The organism is Collinsella sp. AM17-1 (assembly GCF_003470665.1).
GTDB lineage: Bacteria > Actinomycetota > Coriobacteriia > Coriobacteriales > Coriobacteriaceae > Collinsella.
In genome coordinates this window covers 13,675-28,596 of the sequence record NZ_QRJZ01000015.1, presented here as the reverse complement: position 1 = coordinate 28,596, position 14,922 = coordinate 13,675, and the positions used below count along the sequence as shown (strand labels likewise).

Below are 14,922 nucleotides of genomic sequence, written 5' to 3'. Positions count from 1 at the left end.
TTCTTGCGATTAGTCTACGGCATCTATAGTCGCAAGAAGCCGAGTCGGCTACCATCGATATGGCTTACGCTTGCCTTACCGTTGTGTAAGGTACGGGTATCTCATTTGGCTACCCTGCCACGTGTTGATGTTGAGAGAGGACTCCTGTTGAAGACCGTTCATGTTGCCGCTGGGATCATTCGCAAGGAAGGATCTGACGAGCTGCTTGCCGTGCAGCGCGGCTATGGCGACATGCAGGGACTTTGGGAGTTCCCCGGTGGCAAGCTCATGCGCGGCGAGACGCCCGAAGACGCCGTGCGACGCGAGCTTATGGAAGAGCTGCAGGTAAAAGTCACCAACCTGCGCGATTTTTACACCGTTGAGTACGACTACCCCGATTTTCATCTCTCCATGGAGTGCTACTACTGCTCGCTGGCCGATGAATCCGATGAGCCCCAGAAGCGCGACCGCCAGCTCGATATCCGCTGGATTCCACGCACCTCACTTGCCACGGTGGAATGGATGCCCGCTGACAAGGGGCTCATTGATGCCCTGATTGAGCTGAAGGAAGATCGGCTTGAGGCCAACAGCACTGCCAACGACGCCGAGGCCACCGCGACCGACAAGCCCGCCACCAAGCCCAAGCGCAAACATAAGCGCCGCAGCAAAAAGCGCCCCAAGCCCGGCCTGCTGGACGGCATCGATACCTCGGACCTTTCCGCCGACGAACGTGAGCTCGTGCGCCGTCGCGCCGCAATCAAAAAGTCCATGAAGGGCAACAAGCGCGCCAACACCAAGCCCGAGCTGCTCGTTCGCCAGCGCCTGCGCGCGGCGGGTCTTACGGGTTATCGCTTGGAATGGAAGGTACCCGGCAAGCCCGACATCGCCTTTCCCGGGCGCAAGATCGCCATCTTCGTCAACGGCTGCTTTTGGCACCGCTGCCCCAAGTGCCACCCTAGCCAGCCCAAGCGCAACGTTGAGTTTTGGGAGGCAAAGTTCCGTCGCAACGTCGAGCGCGACCGCGCTGCCGTGGCAGCACTCACTCAAATGGGCTGGACGCCCATAACCATCTGGGAATGCGAACTCAAAAAGGACCGCATCGACGCCACGATGGAAAAGGTCATCGAACAAGTACGCGCCGCCGCACCGCAGCGCTAGGAACGAGCCGTCCACACGCCCCACACAGGCAAGCCACATCCGCGCCACAAACCTTAGAAAACCCTTAAGCCCAAAACCTTTCAAGAGTGTTACTCGATAGCTTTTACCTGCGGTTTCATCGCAACGTCAAACCTCATTAAGCCTTTCTTTAGCGCTTCTTTGCAGCAGCCACGGCATAATACTGCCAACGCACGGGACCTAGCAGCACACCCCGTGCGCAACCTTTTGGTGGACATCGAGGAGGCCGCATAAGCATGCATTCTTCCAATGCCGTAGCACGGCAGCCATCCCTAAAACATGCAGACCTTTTCTCCTTCCCCCCGACACAGAGAGACGGCCTCCTCGACTCCCCCACCACAAAAGCCAAACGCTCAACCAACCAGAGCCACAACCTGCGAGCATCGTTCGAAAAGCTCCAAACATCCCTAAACAAGGCGTTCCCCGAACAGGCAAGAGCAATCTAAGCCCATCGCGCTTTATACTGATGCCATGCGAAACATGGATCACATAGAATTGCACCGCGGAGGACGCGAGGAAGCGTTTCCCGAGACCGCCGAAGACTGGCCCTATATTGCCGAACGCGCAGAATTCGCTCGCTATCCGGGCAATTCCGTCCCCTGGCACTGGCATTCCGAAGTTGAGCTTTTCTACATGGAACAGGGAGCGATTGACTATCGAACGCGCGCGGCTCATGAGCACGTACGCTTTGAGGAAGGGTCCGCCGGCTTTATCAACGGCGGCGTTTTGCACAGCACGCTGCAATCACCCAATTCGGCACCAGCCATTCAAATGTTGCATATCTTTCAGCCGTCGATGCTCGGCGATCCCGCGGGACGCCTTCAAAAGCGCTACATCAACCCATTGCTTCAATGTCGAGGCGTCGATGTGCTCAAATGGTCGCCCACCAACCCCGACGATATGCCCTTTATCGATTTGCTAAAGAGTTCCTTTAACCACGACCTTCAACGGCCGCAGAACGAGATGGCGCTTCGGAATAGCTTGTCAGAGCTCTGGATTCAGATTTACGCCAAGGCCGAACCGCTCTTTTCCTCCGACAACGCCTCTTGGATGACCAACCGCGACGTACAGTTCAAGGCAATCCTGGACTATATCCGCGCAAACTATGCAGCCGCTATAGATGTGCCCCAGATGGCATCTGCAGCCGGCGTAAGCGAAAGAGAGTGTTACCGCATTATCGAAGCTTGCGCAGGAACGACCCCGGCGGCATATCTGCGCGCATACCGCGTAAACCGTGCTTGCGAACTTTTGGCACACACCACGCGAACGGTTCAGACAGTCGCGCGCCAATGCGGCTTTGCGACAGCAAGCCATCTTGGCCAGGTATTTAAAGAACAAATGGGATGCACTCCTTCGAGCTATCGAGCAACGAGGCAGAATCTCGATAGTACCAGGCAGAAATCCCGCTAGCCCTTCTTCTGTCACTGCATCAAACTTGCAGGCAAACAACAGAGAGGAGCAATCATATGAAGCACTTTGACCATATCGTATTTGACATTGATGGGACATTGGCAGATACAGAAGAAAGCGTTCTATCATCGCTTGTCCAGATTGTCCAAGAAGAGACCGGCAAAACGCTCCCCCGACACGAGCTTGAATTTGCCCTCGGCATACCCGGCAAGGATGCCCTTGAGAAACTTGGAATCTACTCGCAGGCAACGTTGGATCGCTGGTGCCAAGTTGCCGCCAGCTTTAAAAGCACCATCAGCGTGTTTCCAGGTTTGCTTGAAGTCATCGCAACACTCGCCGATAGCGGCTGCAAACTTGGCATCGTCTCCTCACGTGCACGCGACGAATACACAGACGAAATTGCACCCCTTGGCTTCGATAAGTTTTTTGAACACATCATCCTTGTCGAAGACACAACCGAGCACAAGCCTTCGCCCGCACCCATGCTCGAATATCTCCGGCGTACGGGCGCGAATCCTGGCAACGTCGTCTACGTTGGCGACACCGTCTACGACGAACAATGCGCAACTTCAGCAGGGGTCAGTTTTGCCCGAGCAGCATGGGGATCACACCAAGATATCCCAAACGCCACCTACAACCTCAAAACCCCCAACGACCTGCTAACCCTAACAACCAAGTAACCCCCGCGCACCACCCTTTCAGCCCCAACGTCACAAGGGCGACGACCTCGAGTAGGTCAACCTGGGAGGGACGAGGGCTTAGTTCCCCAATCTTTCCGCAGGGGGCAAAAAGCAACGTCTTATTTTTCCGACACTAACGCCACAAGGGCGATTGAGCAGAACGGTTTGGCGGGTCCCGTACTTAGTTTCCAAAATCATTCCGCAGCGCGAAGGCTTCTTATTATTTTCCGCCCTAACGCCACAAGGGCGACGACCTCGAGTAGGTCAGCTTGGGAGGGATGAGGGCTTAGTTCCCCAATCTTTCCGCAGGGGGCAAAAAGCCTCGCCGCACGAAGTGCGCAGCGAGGCTTTTTGCATGCCCGAGGACGATTGGGGAACTAAGCCCTCATCCCTCCCCGGGATCTATTTTGAGTCGGAGTACCCTTGCTGTTACTCTGCCTTGCCCACAGAGTTGAGGTTGGTCATGCGGATCTTAACCAGCTCGGTAATCTCGCGCATGCCCTCCTTGGCCGGCTTCTTGGGATCGAAGCAGGCGGGGTTCTCGGCCATGTAGGCCATGAAGCCCTTGGTGTAGGCCTGACGCAGCTCGGTGGCGTAGTTAACCTTGCAGATGCCGTTCTTCACGGCCTCGGCGACCTGCTCATCGGGCACACCGGAAGTGCCGTGCAGAACCAGCGGCACGTCGACGGCGTCGCGGATGGCCTTGACCACGGACTGCTCGATGTGAGGATCGCTCGTGTACACGCCGTGGCTGGTGCCAACGCCAATGGCCAGCGAGGTGCAGCCGGTGCGCTCAACGAACTCCTTGGCCTCGGCAGGATCGGTGTAGGGGCTCTCGCCCTCAACCGCGGGACCGTCGTCCTCCTTGCCGCCAACCTTACCAAGCTCAGCCTCGACGGGCACACCCATGGCGCGGCCAGCGTCGGCGACGGACTTGGTCAGGGCGATGTTATCCTCGAAGGACTCGTGCGAGCCGTCGATCATGACGGAAGTGTAGCCCGTGCGGAAAGCTTGCATGCAGCGGTCATAGCCATCGCCGTGATCGAGGTGCAGAGCGACGGGCACGGAAGCGCGCTCGGCGGCAGCCTTGACCATGCCGTAGAAGTAATCCAGGCCAGCGGTCTTGATGGTGCCCGGGGTGGTCTGCATGATGACGGGGGACTTGGTCTCCTCGGCGGCGGCCAGAACGGCCATAACAAACTCGAGGTTCTCGACGTTGAAAGCGCCGACGGCGTAGTGGCCGGCCTGAGCGTCCTTGAGCATCTTTTCGGTGGTAACAAGTGCCATGAGCGTTTGCTCCTCTCCCTCGCCCGCATCTGGACATCGGGCGTAGTTGTTCACAAGGTGTTTTACCTTGCGTTTTGCTGCGCTCATTGTATGAAATTCAGCGGGTATGCATGTGCGAGATATTGTCATCGCGCGAGGTCCAACCTTCATTTTTGAAAAGCAAACGGAAGGGGTCGAACCCGAGCGTGCGTGTTCGAAATTGAGTTTTGAGCTTTGATCATCTTTCTTTTATAGAAAAAGTAAGTAATCGAAAGGCGTTTTCTTACTTAAAAAGAAAATGAACGAAAATAGACTCAACACAATTCCTGCAAATTTCAGACGATGATGGAGCGGATATGGCCCATGCAACAACCCGAGCTTTCGCCGATGAGCGTCGCGCCGCCATTATGGAAATGCTCGAACATAACGCCTCAGTGCAAGTGGCAGAAATCGCCCAGACTTTTGGCGTGTCCTCCGTTACCGCCCGCGCCGACCTAGACGCGCTCGCCGAGTCCGGCAAGCTGCGCCGCACGCATGGTGGCGCTGTGTCGCTCCACAAACGTCTGACCGTCTCCACGCAGGATCGCCGCATCAATGTCAACGTCGCCGCCAAGCAGGCCATCGCGCAAAGCGCCATCGAGCTCGTCAATGACGGCGACACGCTGCTCGTCGACTCGGGCACCACGGCGCTCGAGTTCGTCCGGCTCCTCGATCAGCGCGACGGTATCACCGTCATCACGGCCGACATTACCATTGCCGATTACATCGACGAGAGCATGCCCTCAGTCGATGTCGTCATGCTGGGCGGGGCGCTGCGCAAAGGCCATCGTTATTTGTACGGACCGCTCACTATGCAGGCGCTCCAAATGGTCCATGCCGATCTGGCCGTCATGTGCCCCGGCGCCTTTGTCCCCAGCTGCGGCTTTACGACCGACTTTCCCCAGATGGCCGAGACCAAAACGGCTATGATCGCCGCGGCCCATCAAAGCGTCGCCCTCATGGACGCCAGCAAGGTTAACGGACGCGGCATGTACCGCTTTGCCGAGCTTGCCGATGTCGACTCCATCGTGATGGACCGTGACCCCGATAATGCCGTCGCCACCTCAATCGCCGAGATCGTCGACAACGCCCGCCCAAATCTCCTCATCGCCGGCGCTTAAACAAAAACCACCACAAAGGTCTCCTTTGTGGTGGTTGAGCATCAGAAGTGAATGTGTCGCTACTTGGACAGCTCGTCGGCGAGAACCTCGATCTGAGCGCGCGAGGCGTCGTTGAGCGAGCCCAGCACGGTCACCTTGTTCTGCGTCAGGGTGATGTCCTTCATACCCTCGAGCTCCTTGGTCATAATCTTGGCAGCTGCGGGCGCCCAGGAACCGGCCTCGACAAGCGCCACGGTACGGTTCTGGTAGGCATGCTCGGCAAGCGTATGGATAAAGGTGCTCATGAACGGGAAGATCTCGCCCTGATAGGTGATGGAAGCGAGTACCAGACGGTCATAGCGGAACGCATCCTCAACGGCCTCGGCCATGTCGTCGCGAGCCAGGTCAAAGACGGAAACCTTCTGGCCACGGGCCTCGAGCGCAGATGCAAGCTCCTCAACGGCAGCCTTCAGATGGCCGTAGACGCTCGCGTAGGCAATGGTGATGCCCTCGTCCTCGGGCTGATAGCTCGACCAGGTGTTGTAGGTGTCGAGGTAGTAGCCCAGGTTCTCGGTCAGCACGGGGCCATGAAGCGGGCAGATGATCTGGATGTCCAGGTCGGCGGCCTTCTTAAGCACGGTCTGCACGAATTTGCCGAACTTACCGACGATGCCAAAGTAGTAGCGGCGCGCTTCGCAAGCCCAACCTTCCGGGTCCTCGATGTCGTTGGCGCCAAACTTGCCAAAGCCGTCGGCACTAAAGAGTACCTTGTCGGTAGCCTCATAGGAGAAGAGCACCTCGGGCCAGTGCACGTTGGGGGCGCCGACAAACGTTAGGCTGTGGCCACCCAGGTCGAGCACGTCGCCCTCTTTGACGACCATCTTACGCTCGGGATAATCGGTACCAAAGTAGTTGACCATCATACGGAAGGCGCCCATGCTGGCCACGATCTGGGCCTGGGGATAGCGCTCCATAAAGGCGGCAATGCCGGCGGAGTGATCGGGCTCCATGTGATGGACGACCAGGTAGTCGGGCGTACGGCCATCGAGCACGGCCTCGATGTTGCCGAGCCACTCGTCAACAAAACCGCCGTCGACTGAATCGGCGACAGCGATCTTTTCGCCCAAGATAACGTAGCTGTTGTATGCCATACCGTTCTCGGACACATCGTACTGGCCCTCGAACAGGTCAATGTCGTGATCGTCGACGCCAACGTAGCGGATATCCTTGGTGATCTCCATCAGGCAAAGCCTCCTAGATAGACAAAAGAGCCCGTCTATCATAGCACTCGGCTACATCCCAACAGCTATCTGCCGGCATCCTTACCGATTGTTATTGAAATGCGATAAATCGCCGTTTATCAGCACAAACTATGCGCGCGGTATCGCCGTGCTATGTCGAATGATGAGTTGTCCGGGAATACGAATGGCAACGGTTTTGTCCGCCGCACCCGCCTCGGGAACCGCATGCTCGAATACCTCGCGTCCGCGCTGATGTAGATCGAATCGCACGGTCGTGAGCTCGTTGTGTGCGACAAAATCATCGAGCGAATCGTCGACGCCCACCACGCTCACGTCCTCGGGCACGCGCAGGCCGCTATCGCGCAGCGCTGCAATAGCGCCGTTTGCCATCTGGTCGTTTGCCGCGTAAATCGCCGTCATGGCGCGGTCATGCTCGGCCAGGTACCTGCCGGCCTCGTAACCGCTGTTAGCAGACCAGTCGCCCTCGAGCGGCTCTGCCGGCTCGATGTGTTTACGCTCGAGCGCATCCTGCCAACCGGCGCGACGAAATTGCTCGTCGACCGAGAACGACGGGCCGCCAATATAGCGAATCTGCTCGTGCCCCAGCTCAAACAGATGGTCCATAAGCAACAGCGAGCAGCCGTAATGGTCGGAATCGACTGTGGTCACGCGCGGATGCGCATACATGGTAACGATGACCGTGCCAATGCCCGGCAGTGGATCAAACGTCTCAAAATCGGGCGCCATACGGCTCATGCCGATAATGATGCCGTCCACCGGCAGCGCCGCCATGCGGCGAGTGGCCTCGGCAAGCGAAAACTCCTCGGTCTTGGACATCTCGACCAGCGTGATGGCGCAATTATGCTCGCGAGCAGCGCTGGCGATACCGTCGATCATTGAGAGGTTGCCAAACTTGGTGACATCGTTGACGCACAGGCCGACCGAATGGTAACGGCCGTCGCGCAGCGAGCGACCGGCATAACTCGGACGAAAGCCGAGCTCTTGCATAGCAGCCTGCACGCGCTGGCGCGTCTGCTCGTTGACGTTAGGGAGGCCGTTGGCGACGCGCGAAACCGTCTGCTGCGAAACGCCAGCAGCGCGGGCGACGTCGGCCATGGAGACCGGACGCGTACCTGTATCGTTGGACGGGCGCCTTGCCACAGGATCACCTTCACCCTTGCGAGATTTAATAGCGTGCATGCCAGCCCGGGCAGAAATACGCCCCGCGCCGAAGCCCGCTATCGTCGGACGCATGTTAACGTACTCTACTTTTTCAATCCGCAACTCTTCTGCTCTATAAGTCCATACGGCAATACCGTTCACGGCTGGATTTCTACCGATTACCAGATTCTCAAAAAGTGATAAGTGTTGTGTTATGAGTACGTTAACATAGCCCGTAACGTGCGGCATCGTAGATGCTGAGTTTATGCCACTTCAGATTGTTAACGTACTCACTACGACGGAAAACTCGTCAGTATGCGCCAAGGAAAGGACCCTCATGACCACCCCCGACAAAAAGACACTCGCCACGCTCACCAAGCTGTTTGAGGAGGAGTTTGGCCCCATCGGCGATCGCCAGGTGCTCTATGTGCACGCGCCCGGCCGTTCCGAGATCAGCGGCAACCACACCGATCACGAGGGCGGTCACGTTATCGCCGGCTCGCTCGATGTCGCTGTTGACGGCATCGCCGTGGCAACCGATTCCAACAAGGTTCGCGTCGCCGACGAGGGCTATCCTACGTTTGAGATCACGCTCGACACGCTGGATATTCAAGAGTCCGAGAAGGGCACGTCCGCAAGCCTCGTGCGCGGTATGGCCCACGAAATCGCTGCTCTGGGCGTTGAGCCCCAGGGCTTCGACTTTGCCTTTACCTGCTCCGTCCCCTCGGGTGGCGGCCTTTCTAGCTCCGCCGCTGTCGAGGCGGCTTACGGCCGCGCCATGGAGACGCTCTGGGGCGCGCCCGCCATTGAGCCCGTCGCGCTCGCCCAGATGAGCCAGCGCACCGAGAACAACTATTACGGCAAGCCCTGCGGTCTTATGGATCAGGCGGCTGTGTGCCTGGGCGGCCTCGCCTACATGGACTTTGAGGATCAGGCTCAGCCTAAGACCCAGAAGCTCGAGCTCAACTTTGAGGATCACGGCTATGCGCTCGTGCTCGTTAAGGTTGGCGCCGACCATGTGGCGGCTACCGACGACTACGCCGCCGTTCCGCGCGAGATGCAGGACGTCGCCGCCGAGTTTGGCAAGGCACGCCTGTGCGAGGTCAACGTTGCCGACTTTGACGCCAAGCTCCCCGAGCTGCGCGCCAAGCTGGGCGACCGCGCTTGCCTGCGTGCCGTTCACTACTGGTACGAGAACGGCCTGGTCGACAAGCGCTGGGCAGCCCTGAACGCTGGCGACATTGACCAGTTCCTGGTCCTGACGCGCGAGTCCGGCGCCAGCTCCGCCATGTACCTGCAGAATGTTGTTGCCAAGCTGGGTTCCGAGCAGCCTTCCATGTATGCCCTGGCGCTGGCCGAGCACGTGCTCGACGGCCGCGGCGCCGTCCGTATCCACGGTGGCGGCTTTGGTGGCACCATCCAGGCCTTCGTGCCGCTCGATCTGGTCGACACCTTCATTGCCAAGATGAACGGCTGGCTGGGCGAGGGCTCTGCCCGTCACTACGCCATCTCTGACAAGGGGGCTTACGCGGCATGGCTGTAATTACTGACGTGCGAGAGGCCGCGCAGAACCTGATCGAGTACGCCATCCACCGATCGATGATCGGCCAGGACGACCGGATCTGGGCATACAACACCATTTTGGAGTGCATCGGCGCCACGGGTCCCGCACTCGATATGGCCTGGGCGCTCCAGGTTGAGAAACTCTCGCTCTTGCACCCCGATACCCTGCCCGACTTTGACCTTGAAGGCACGCTTGCTGCGCTTGCCGAGGCGGCCGTTGCCAACGGTGCCGCCGAGGACACGGCGTCGGGCCGCGACCGCATCGCCATGCGCATCATGGGCGCGCTCATGCCGAGGCCTTCGGTTGTAAACGAGGAGTTCAACGGCCGCATGGGCGTCAACGAGCCCCGCGCCGCGACCGACTGGTTCTACGGCCTGTGCTGCGACGCCGGCTACGTGCGCCGTGCCGCCATCGCGCGCAACATCAAATGGAGCACCCCCACCAACTGGGGCGATCTTGAGATCACCATCAACCTCTCCAAGCCTGAGAAGGACCCACGCGATATCGCCGCGGCTGGTGCCGCAAAGAACACGGGCAAGAAGTATCCCGCCTGCCAGCTCTGCATCGAAAACGAGGGCTACCCGGGACGCTCCGCCGCAGCCGACGGCGGCGCTCACCCCGCTCGCCAGAACCTGCGCATTATCCCCATCCAGCTCAACGGCGAGCGCTGGGGCTTCCAGTACAGCCCGTACGCGTACTTTAACGAGCATTGCATTGCCATGAGCTCCGAGCATCGTCCGATGCACGTCGACCGCAAGGGCCTGACCTGCCTGTTCGACTTTGTGGACCTGTTCCCGCATTACTTCATCGGCTCCAACGCCGACCTGCCTATCGTGGGCGGCTCGATTCTGTCGCACGACCACTTCCAGGGCGGCGCGCACGAGTTCCCCATGATGCATGCCGCCGAGGTCTCGCAGTTTAGCGTGCCCGGTTTTGACCAGGTCACCGGCACTGTGCTGCAGTGGCCGCTCTCGGTGCTGCGCCTGCGCTCGCATGACCGCGCTCAGCTGCTCGACGCTGCCGAGAAGATTATCCTCGCCTGGCGCGAGTGGACCGACGAGTCTGCGGGCGTTATCGCGCACACGGCCGACGGCGTAGCGCACAACACCGTGACGCCCGTCATCCGCCGCGTCGACTCCCGCGGCAACGCCGGCGGCGAGATTTACGAGGCCTACCTGGCGCTTCGCTGCAATATCACGACCGACGAGCATCCGCTGGGCGTTTTCCACCCGCATGCCGAGTATCACCACATTAAGAAGGAGAACATCGGCCTGATCGAGGTTATGGGCCTGGCTATTCTTCCGCCGCGCCTGGTTCCCGAGCTCGGCGCTGTCCGCGAGCACCTGCTGGCAGCCAAAGCCGATACCAGCTACGACCTTGCCAGTGCGCTCGAGGGCGACGACCTTTGCCGCAGCCATGCCGCGTGGGCCGAGGACGTCTATGCCCGCCGCGCCGACGAGCTTACGGCGGACAACGCCATCGACATCCTGCACGAGGAGGTCGGCGTGGTGTTTGGCCACGTGCTCGACAACGCCGGCGTCTTTAAGTGGGACGAAGCCGGCCGCGCCGCCCAGCAGCGCTTTATCGACTCACTGTAATGATCCCTTGGGGACAGAGGGAAACGAATCATTTCGTCTTCAAGACAACGGCGCCCGCCGGCAACATCGCCGGCGGGCGCCGTTTTATTGGCTAGTCATTGGGGACGTTCTTAAATGACTAGTCAAACAAGAACGTCCCCAACGACTACTTGCGACCAAGGCAACGTCGATGTCTTGGCATTGTCAGCGAAAACGCCCCTAAGCGAGCAAGGTGACGTGAAAGAGGAGGGCATTGACCTTTTGGTCATGCCCGACGATTGAACGTCAGATTGCCGCTTAGGGGCGTTTGCAGCGTCGAGCCATTACGCGGTTTGGTAAAACCGCGTAACCCTACAACTCTACGACCTCAACGTTGTTGTAGATCTCGTCCCAGCGGTCCATGACCAGGTGGCCGGTCTTGGGGTCCATGGCGTTGAGCTTGCCGCAGGTATTGGCAGTCTTGAGCACCGTGACGTCGTCGGCACCAGCAGCAATGGCATGCGCAAAGCCGGCGATGGTCGAGTCGCCGGAACCCGTCGCGTTCACAGCCGCAATCGCGGGCGTCTTGGCGCGGAATGCGCGACCCTCATGGAAGCCCACCGAACCGGCAGCGCCCATCGAAACGACAACCCAGGGGATACCGGCAAAACGGTCATCGGCGGCAAGCGCCTCGCGCAGGGCATCGACATCATCGGTCGTAAAGGACGTACCCAGCAGGCCGTTAATCTCGGTCAGGTTGGGTTTTACGAGCTCAGGCTTAGCGTCGGACTCCAGCGCAGCCTCCAGCGATGCACCCGAGGTGTCGAGCAGCACCTTGGCGCCCGCCTCCTCGGCGATCTTGACGAGCTCGGCATAGTAGCCGGCATCGACACCACGCGGCAGCGAGCCCGAAAGCGTCACAACGTCCGCCTTCGCTGCAAGCTCGGCGAACTTGGCCGTAAAGGCCTCGAGCTCGGCTGAGGCGATCTGCGGGCCGCTCTCCAGCAGCTCGGTCTGATTACCCTCGTGCAGAATATTCAGGCAAATGCGCGTCTCACCGGCGATGGGTACAAAGTCGTTCTTGACGCCGTCGGCATCCATAAGCTCGGCCATATAGGCGCCCATGTGGCCGCCGAGCAGACCGGTCGCGAGCACGTCGTCGCCCAGCTGCAGCAGCACACGACTCACGTTGAGGCCCTTGCCGCCAGCGGTCTTTTCGGGCGTCACGCGGTTAACGTCGTCGATGATCAGCTTGTCGAGCTGATAGCGCGTATCAATCGACGGGTTCATGGTAACGGTCAGAATCATGTTGAACTCCTGTTCCGGGACGGCGTGCGCCGCCCCAAACATACGATAGCTCGTTAAAGGATCTCGATCTCAAAGCCGCGGACGATGGTCTCCCCCGGCTTAGCCACCAGGCAGCCACGCTTGTGCTCCAGAATATCGTCCTCGTCGGAGCAGGTGGACAGGCCGCCCCACGGTTCCACGGCCACAAAGTCGCCCTCGGGCTTGCTCCACACAATCAGGTACGGCATATCAGGGAACGTCAGGCGCACGCCCTTGTCCTCGGTCTTCATGGTCAGCGTGACCACGCGGCTCTCGAGCACGTCAAAGATGGTCTCGGCAAAGTCGAAGAGCTCGTGAGTCAGCGGCAGGTCGTGGCCGACCATCGGGTTCTTGCTGCGATGCTCAACATCAATCAGGCCTGTCGAGGGAACGGCAGTACAGAGCTCGGCGGCCTCACGCTGATCAAAACGAAGCTCGTAATCGTCGTAGGACTCGTCCTCATCGAGTGGGCACTTAAAGCCGGGGTGACCGCCCACAAAGAACGGCATGTCCTCGGTCCCCTCGTTGGTCACCTCGTACGAAACGGCCACCTTAGCCGCATCGATCGTGTAGCGCGCAACGATCTTAAACGGATATGGGTACTGCTCGAGCAACTCGGCATGGTCGGCAGAGCTTAGGCTCAGCGCAACCATGTTGTCGCTCTGTTCCTCGAGCTTCCACTCCTGCTTGCGGGCAAAGCCGTGGCGGGCAAGCTTGACCTCACGGCCGCCCATAGTCATCGCGCGGCCGTCACGAAGGCCGCCGCAGATCGGAAAGCAAATAGGTGCCTGGCCCGACCACACCGCCGGATCGCCCTGCCACAGGTACTCGCGACCGTTGGCTTTAATCGAAGTGAACGATCCGCCAGCCGTGCTCAGTGCCACGCGAACAGAACCGTTATCAAGAACAAACTCCATAGGAGCCTTCCCTTTCGTACGCCAGCCCGCCGAGTCAGTGGGGCTGATAGAAAACCGGCCCGCGCCCCCTCACAGAAACGCGAGCCGTCAATTGAAAAGCTGCAGAATGCCAGGGACCGCCAAAACGAAGCACTCAAGCCAAGCAAGCAAACGTGTTATCGGAGCAGCTAGCTGTACCAGAAAGCTTCGCAACAACAGGGGCAACCCCACAGGCACCCTCAACGTCAGCGAGCGGCGCTCAGGTGCCCCAGGTCGCCGCGAAAGAGGAGCGACGCGTACTTCATGTACGCGAGCGACGGTTTGAGCAGCGAGATGGGGTGCCTGAGCGCCGCGCAGCGTCGACCCGTTACGCGGTTTGGCAAAACCGCGTAACCTCCTTAGTCGTGATACTCGCCGCGGTCCCACTTCTCGAGGAACTCGTCAAAGAAGTGCGGGTCAGCCTGAGCCTCGGCGTCGGCCTTGTTGCAGGCATCGATCTTGGCGATCAGAGCATCGTGCTCGGGAGTCTTCTCGTAGGGCTCCTCCAGGAAGGCAAGCATGATATCGGCCATCAGGAACTCGCCGGTGATCTTGCCGCCAAAGCCCACGATGTTTGCGTTGAGCTCGCGACGGGCATACAGGGCAGAGGTCATGTCGCGGACCAGGGCGCAACGGGCGCCGGGAACCTTGTTGACGGCGTTGGTGATGCCGATGCCGGTACCGCACAGGGCCACGCCAAAGTCGGCCTTGCCGCTGGCAACAGCCTCGCCCACGGCCTTGCCGTAGATGGGATAGTGCGTACGGGTGTGGCTGTAGGTGCCGCAGTCGAGCACCTTGTAGCCAGCCTGCTCCAGGCGGTCGGCCAGATAGATCTTCTCGTCCGTAACGATATGGTCGCAACCGATTGCGATGGTCTTCTTCATCAGAACGTCCTTTCGTCTGAATTCACAAGTTGAGGTAGAAGTTCGAGTTCTCGGTGGCTCTCGTTAGGCCATCTTGTTGAGCATGTCGACACGGATCTGGTGACGGCCGCCGGCGTACTGGGCGCGCAGGAACTCGCGGGCGATCTTCTTGGCGACCTCGGTGCCCACAACGCCCGGGCCCATGGTGACCATGCGCGAGCCGTTGTGCTCGCGGGTCATGTAGGCGGAACGCTCGTCGGAAATGTTGGCGACGACCATGCCCTTGATCTTGACGGCGGCCATATAGGAGCCGACGCCGTACTTATCGAATGCGAAGCCCTGGGAATCCTTGTGCTCCAGCAGGTCCTTGGCAACGGCGGTCGCGGAATCGACAAAGTCCGCGGCAGGGGTCTCGGAATAGTCGACGACCTCGTGACCGTCGGCGATGAGCATCTCCTTGATGGACTCCTTCATCGACATACCGTCGGCATCGGAAGCGATTACAACCCTCATGACATCCTCCTTGAGAGATACGCAGGTGCGTAGTTTCTGTTTGGAAGTGTTGAATCGCGTTCAGGTCCGGGCATCTGAATGTGCGGTTCTTCACTGTTCATGTTTATTTGAAC

Annotated in this window: 14 protein-coding genes; 6 read left to right on the top strand and 8 right to left on the bottom strand. The window is 59.4% G+C overall.

Going from position 1 to position 14,922, the window contains the following annotated elements; all coding sequences use genetic code 11:
- Positions 1–147: 147 nt before the first annotated feature.
- The 3 genes from vsr (at position 148) to DW195_RS07490 (ending at position 3,245) form a co-directional block, all read left to right on the top strand.
- Positions 148–1,137 (top strand): DNA mismatch endonuclease Vsr, encoded by a 990-nt coding sequence (gene vsr / locus DW195_RS10600; protein WP_233540839.1) that lies wholly within the window; start codon positions 148–150, stop codon positions 1,135–1,137.
- 498 nt (positions 1,138–1,635) lie between these two features.
- Positions 1,636–2,565 (top strand): AraC family transcriptional regulator, encoded by a 930-nt coding sequence (locus tag DW195_RS07495; protein WP_158567922.1) that lies wholly within the window; start codon positions 1,636–1,638, stop codon positions 2,563–2,565.
- Between the two features lie 56 nt (positions 2,566–2,621).
- A complete protein-coding gene (locus tag DW195_RS07490; protein WP_117766491.1) occupies positions 2,622–3,245 on the top strand; it encodes an HAD family hydrolase in 624 nt (207 codons plus the stop codon).
- Positions 3,246–3,674: 429 nt separating this feature from the next.
- Here the strand turns inward: DW195_RS07490 and DW195_RS07485 are convergent, their stop codons facing one another.
- Positions 3,675–4,532 (bottom strand): class II fructose-bisphosphate aldolase, encoded by an 858-nt coding sequence (locus tag DW195_RS07485; RefSeq protein WP_022095149.1) that lies wholly within the window; start codon positions 4,530–4,532, stop codon positions 3,675–3,677.
- 335 nt (positions 4,533–4,867) lie between these two features.
- On the opposite strand from DW195_RS07485, the gene DW195_RS07480 reads away from it, so the two are divergent.
- Complete coding sequence (locus DW195_RS07480) at positions 4,868–5,671, top strand: DeoR/GlpR family DNA-binding transcription regulator (protein ID WP_118206348.1); 804 nt, start codon at positions 4,868–4,870, stop codon at positions 5,669–5,671.
- Between the two features lie 59 nt (positions 5,672–5,730).
- Here the strand turns inward: DW195_RS07480 and DW195_RS07475 are convergent, their stop codons facing one another.
- Positions 5,731–6,891 (bottom strand): FprA family A-type flavoprotein, encoded by a 1,161-nt coding sequence (locus DW195_RS07475; RefSeq protein ID WP_118206347.1) that lies wholly within the window; start codon positions 6,889–6,891, stop codon positions 5,731–5,733.
- Between the two features lie 129 nt (positions 6,892–7,020).
- Positions 7,021–8,007, bottom strand: a complete 987-nt coding sequence (locus tag DW195_RS07470) for a LacI family DNA-binding transcriptional regulator (RefSeq protein WP_118206363.1) — start codon at positions 8,005–8,007, stop codon at positions 7,021–7,023.
- 382 nt (positions 8,008–8,389) lie between these two features.
- Between DW195_RS07470 and DW195_RS07465 the strand changes: the two genes are divergently transcribed.
- Entirely contained in the window at positions 8,390–9,595 is a 1,206-nt protein-coding gene (locus DW195_RS07465; protein ID WP_199576341.1) for a galactokinase family protein, read from the top strand.
- The gene (locus DW195_RS07460; protein ID WP_118206345.1) at positions 9,586–11,214 is read left to right on the top strand and encodes a UDP-glucose--hexose-1-phosphate uridylyltransferase; all 1,629 of its coding nucleotides are present in this window, start codon (positions 9,586–9,588) and stop codon (positions 11,212–11,214) included. Before DW195_RS07465 ends, DW195_RS07460 begins: the two co-directional genes overlap by 10 nt.
- A 330-nt stretch (positions 11,215–11,544) precedes the next feature.
- Here the strand turns inward: DW195_RS07460 and DW195_RS07455 are convergent, their stop codons facing one another.
- The 5 genes from DW195_RS07455 to lacA form a co-directional block, all read right to left on the bottom strand.
- On the bottom strand, positions 11,545–12,480 hold the full coding sequence (locus DW195_RS07455; RefSeq protein ID WP_118206362.1) for a hexose kinase: 936 nt from the start codon (positions 12,478–12,480) through the stop codon (positions 11,545–11,547).
- Positions 12,481–12,533: 53 nt separating this feature from the next.
- Positions 12,534–13,415: an aldose 1-epimerase family protein gene (locus DW195_RS07450; RefSeq protein ID WP_118206344.1), complete on the bottom strand. Its 882-nt coding sequence runs from the start codon at positions 13,413–13,415 to the stop codon at positions 12,534–12,536.
- A gap of 224 nt (positions 13,416–13,639) precedes the next feature.
- Positions 13,640–13,777 carry a hypothetical protein gene (locus DW195_RS10420; RefSeq protein ID WP_158567921.1) on the bottom strand — a complete coding sequence of 46 codons (138 nt, stop codon included), beginning with the start codon at positions 13,775–13,777 and terminating at the stop codon, positions 13,640–13,642.
- A gap of 15 nt (positions 13,778–13,792) precedes the next feature.
- The gene (gene lacB, locus DW195_RS07445) at positions 13,793–14,317 is read right to left on the bottom strand and encodes a galactose-6-phosphate isomerase subunit LacB (RefSeq protein WP_006234831.1); all 525 of its coding nucleotides are present in this window, start codon (positions 14,315–14,317) and stop codon (positions 13,793–13,795) included.
- 63 nt (positions 14,318–14,380) lie between these two features.
- A complete protein-coding gene (gene lacA / locus DW195_RS07440) occupies positions 14,381–14,809 on the bottom strand; it encodes a galactose-6-phosphate isomerase subunit LacA (protein WP_006234830.1) in 429 nt (142 codons plus the stop codon).
- Between the last annotated feature and the right edge of the window lie 113 nt (positions 14,810–14,922).

Excerpts from the sequence above, each read along its gene's own strand:
- DW195_RS07495 (WP_158567922.1), top strand. The coding sequence starts at position 1,636 with ATGGATCACATAGAATTGCACCGCGGAGGACGCGAGGAAGCGTTTCCC.
- DW195_RS07490 (WP_117766491.1), top strand. The coding sequence starts at position 2,622 with ATGAAGCACTTTGACCATATCGTATTTGACATTGATGGGACATTGGCA.
- DW195_RS07485 (WP_022095149.1), bottom strand. The coding sequence starts at position 4,532 with ATGGCACTTGTTACCACCGAAAAGATGCTCAAGGACGCTCAGGCCGGC.
- DW195_RS07480 (WP_118206348.1), top strand. The coding sequence starts at position 4,868 with ATGGCCCATGCAACAACCCGAGCTTTCGCCGATGAGCGTCGCGCCGCC.
- DW195_RS07475 (WP_118206347.1), bottom strand. The coding sequence starts at position 6,891 with ATGGAGATCACCAAGGATATCCGCTACGTTGGCGTCGACGATCACGAC.
- DW195_RS07470 (WP_118206363.1), bottom strand. The coding sequence starts at position 8,007 with ATGGCCGACGTCGCCCGCGCTGCTGGCGTTTCGCAGCAGACGGTTTCG.
- DW195_RS07465 (WP_199576341.1), top strand. The coding sequence starts at position 8,390 with ATGACCACCCCCGACAAAAAGACACTCGCCACGCTCACCAAGCTGTTT.
- DW195_RS07460 (WP_118206345.1), top strand. The coding sequence starts at position 9,586 with ATGGCTGTAATTACTGACGTGCGAGAGGCCGCGCAGAACCTGATCGAG.
- DW195_RS07455 (WP_118206362.1), bottom strand. The coding sequence starts at position 12,480 with ATGATTCTGACCGTTACCATGAACCCGTCGATTGATACGCGCTATCAG.
- DW195_RS07450 (WP_118206344.1), bottom strand. The coding sequence starts at position 13,415 with ATGGAGTTTGTTCTTGATAACGGTTCTGTTCGCGTGGCACTGAGCACG.
- lacB (WP_006234831.1), bottom strand. The coding sequence starts at position 14,317 with ATGAAGAAGACCATCGCAATCGGTTGCGACCATATCGTTACGGACGAG.
- lacA (WP_006234830.1), bottom strand. The coding sequence starts at position 14,809 with ATGAGGGTTGTAATCGCTTCCGATGCCGACGGTATGTCGATGAAGGAG.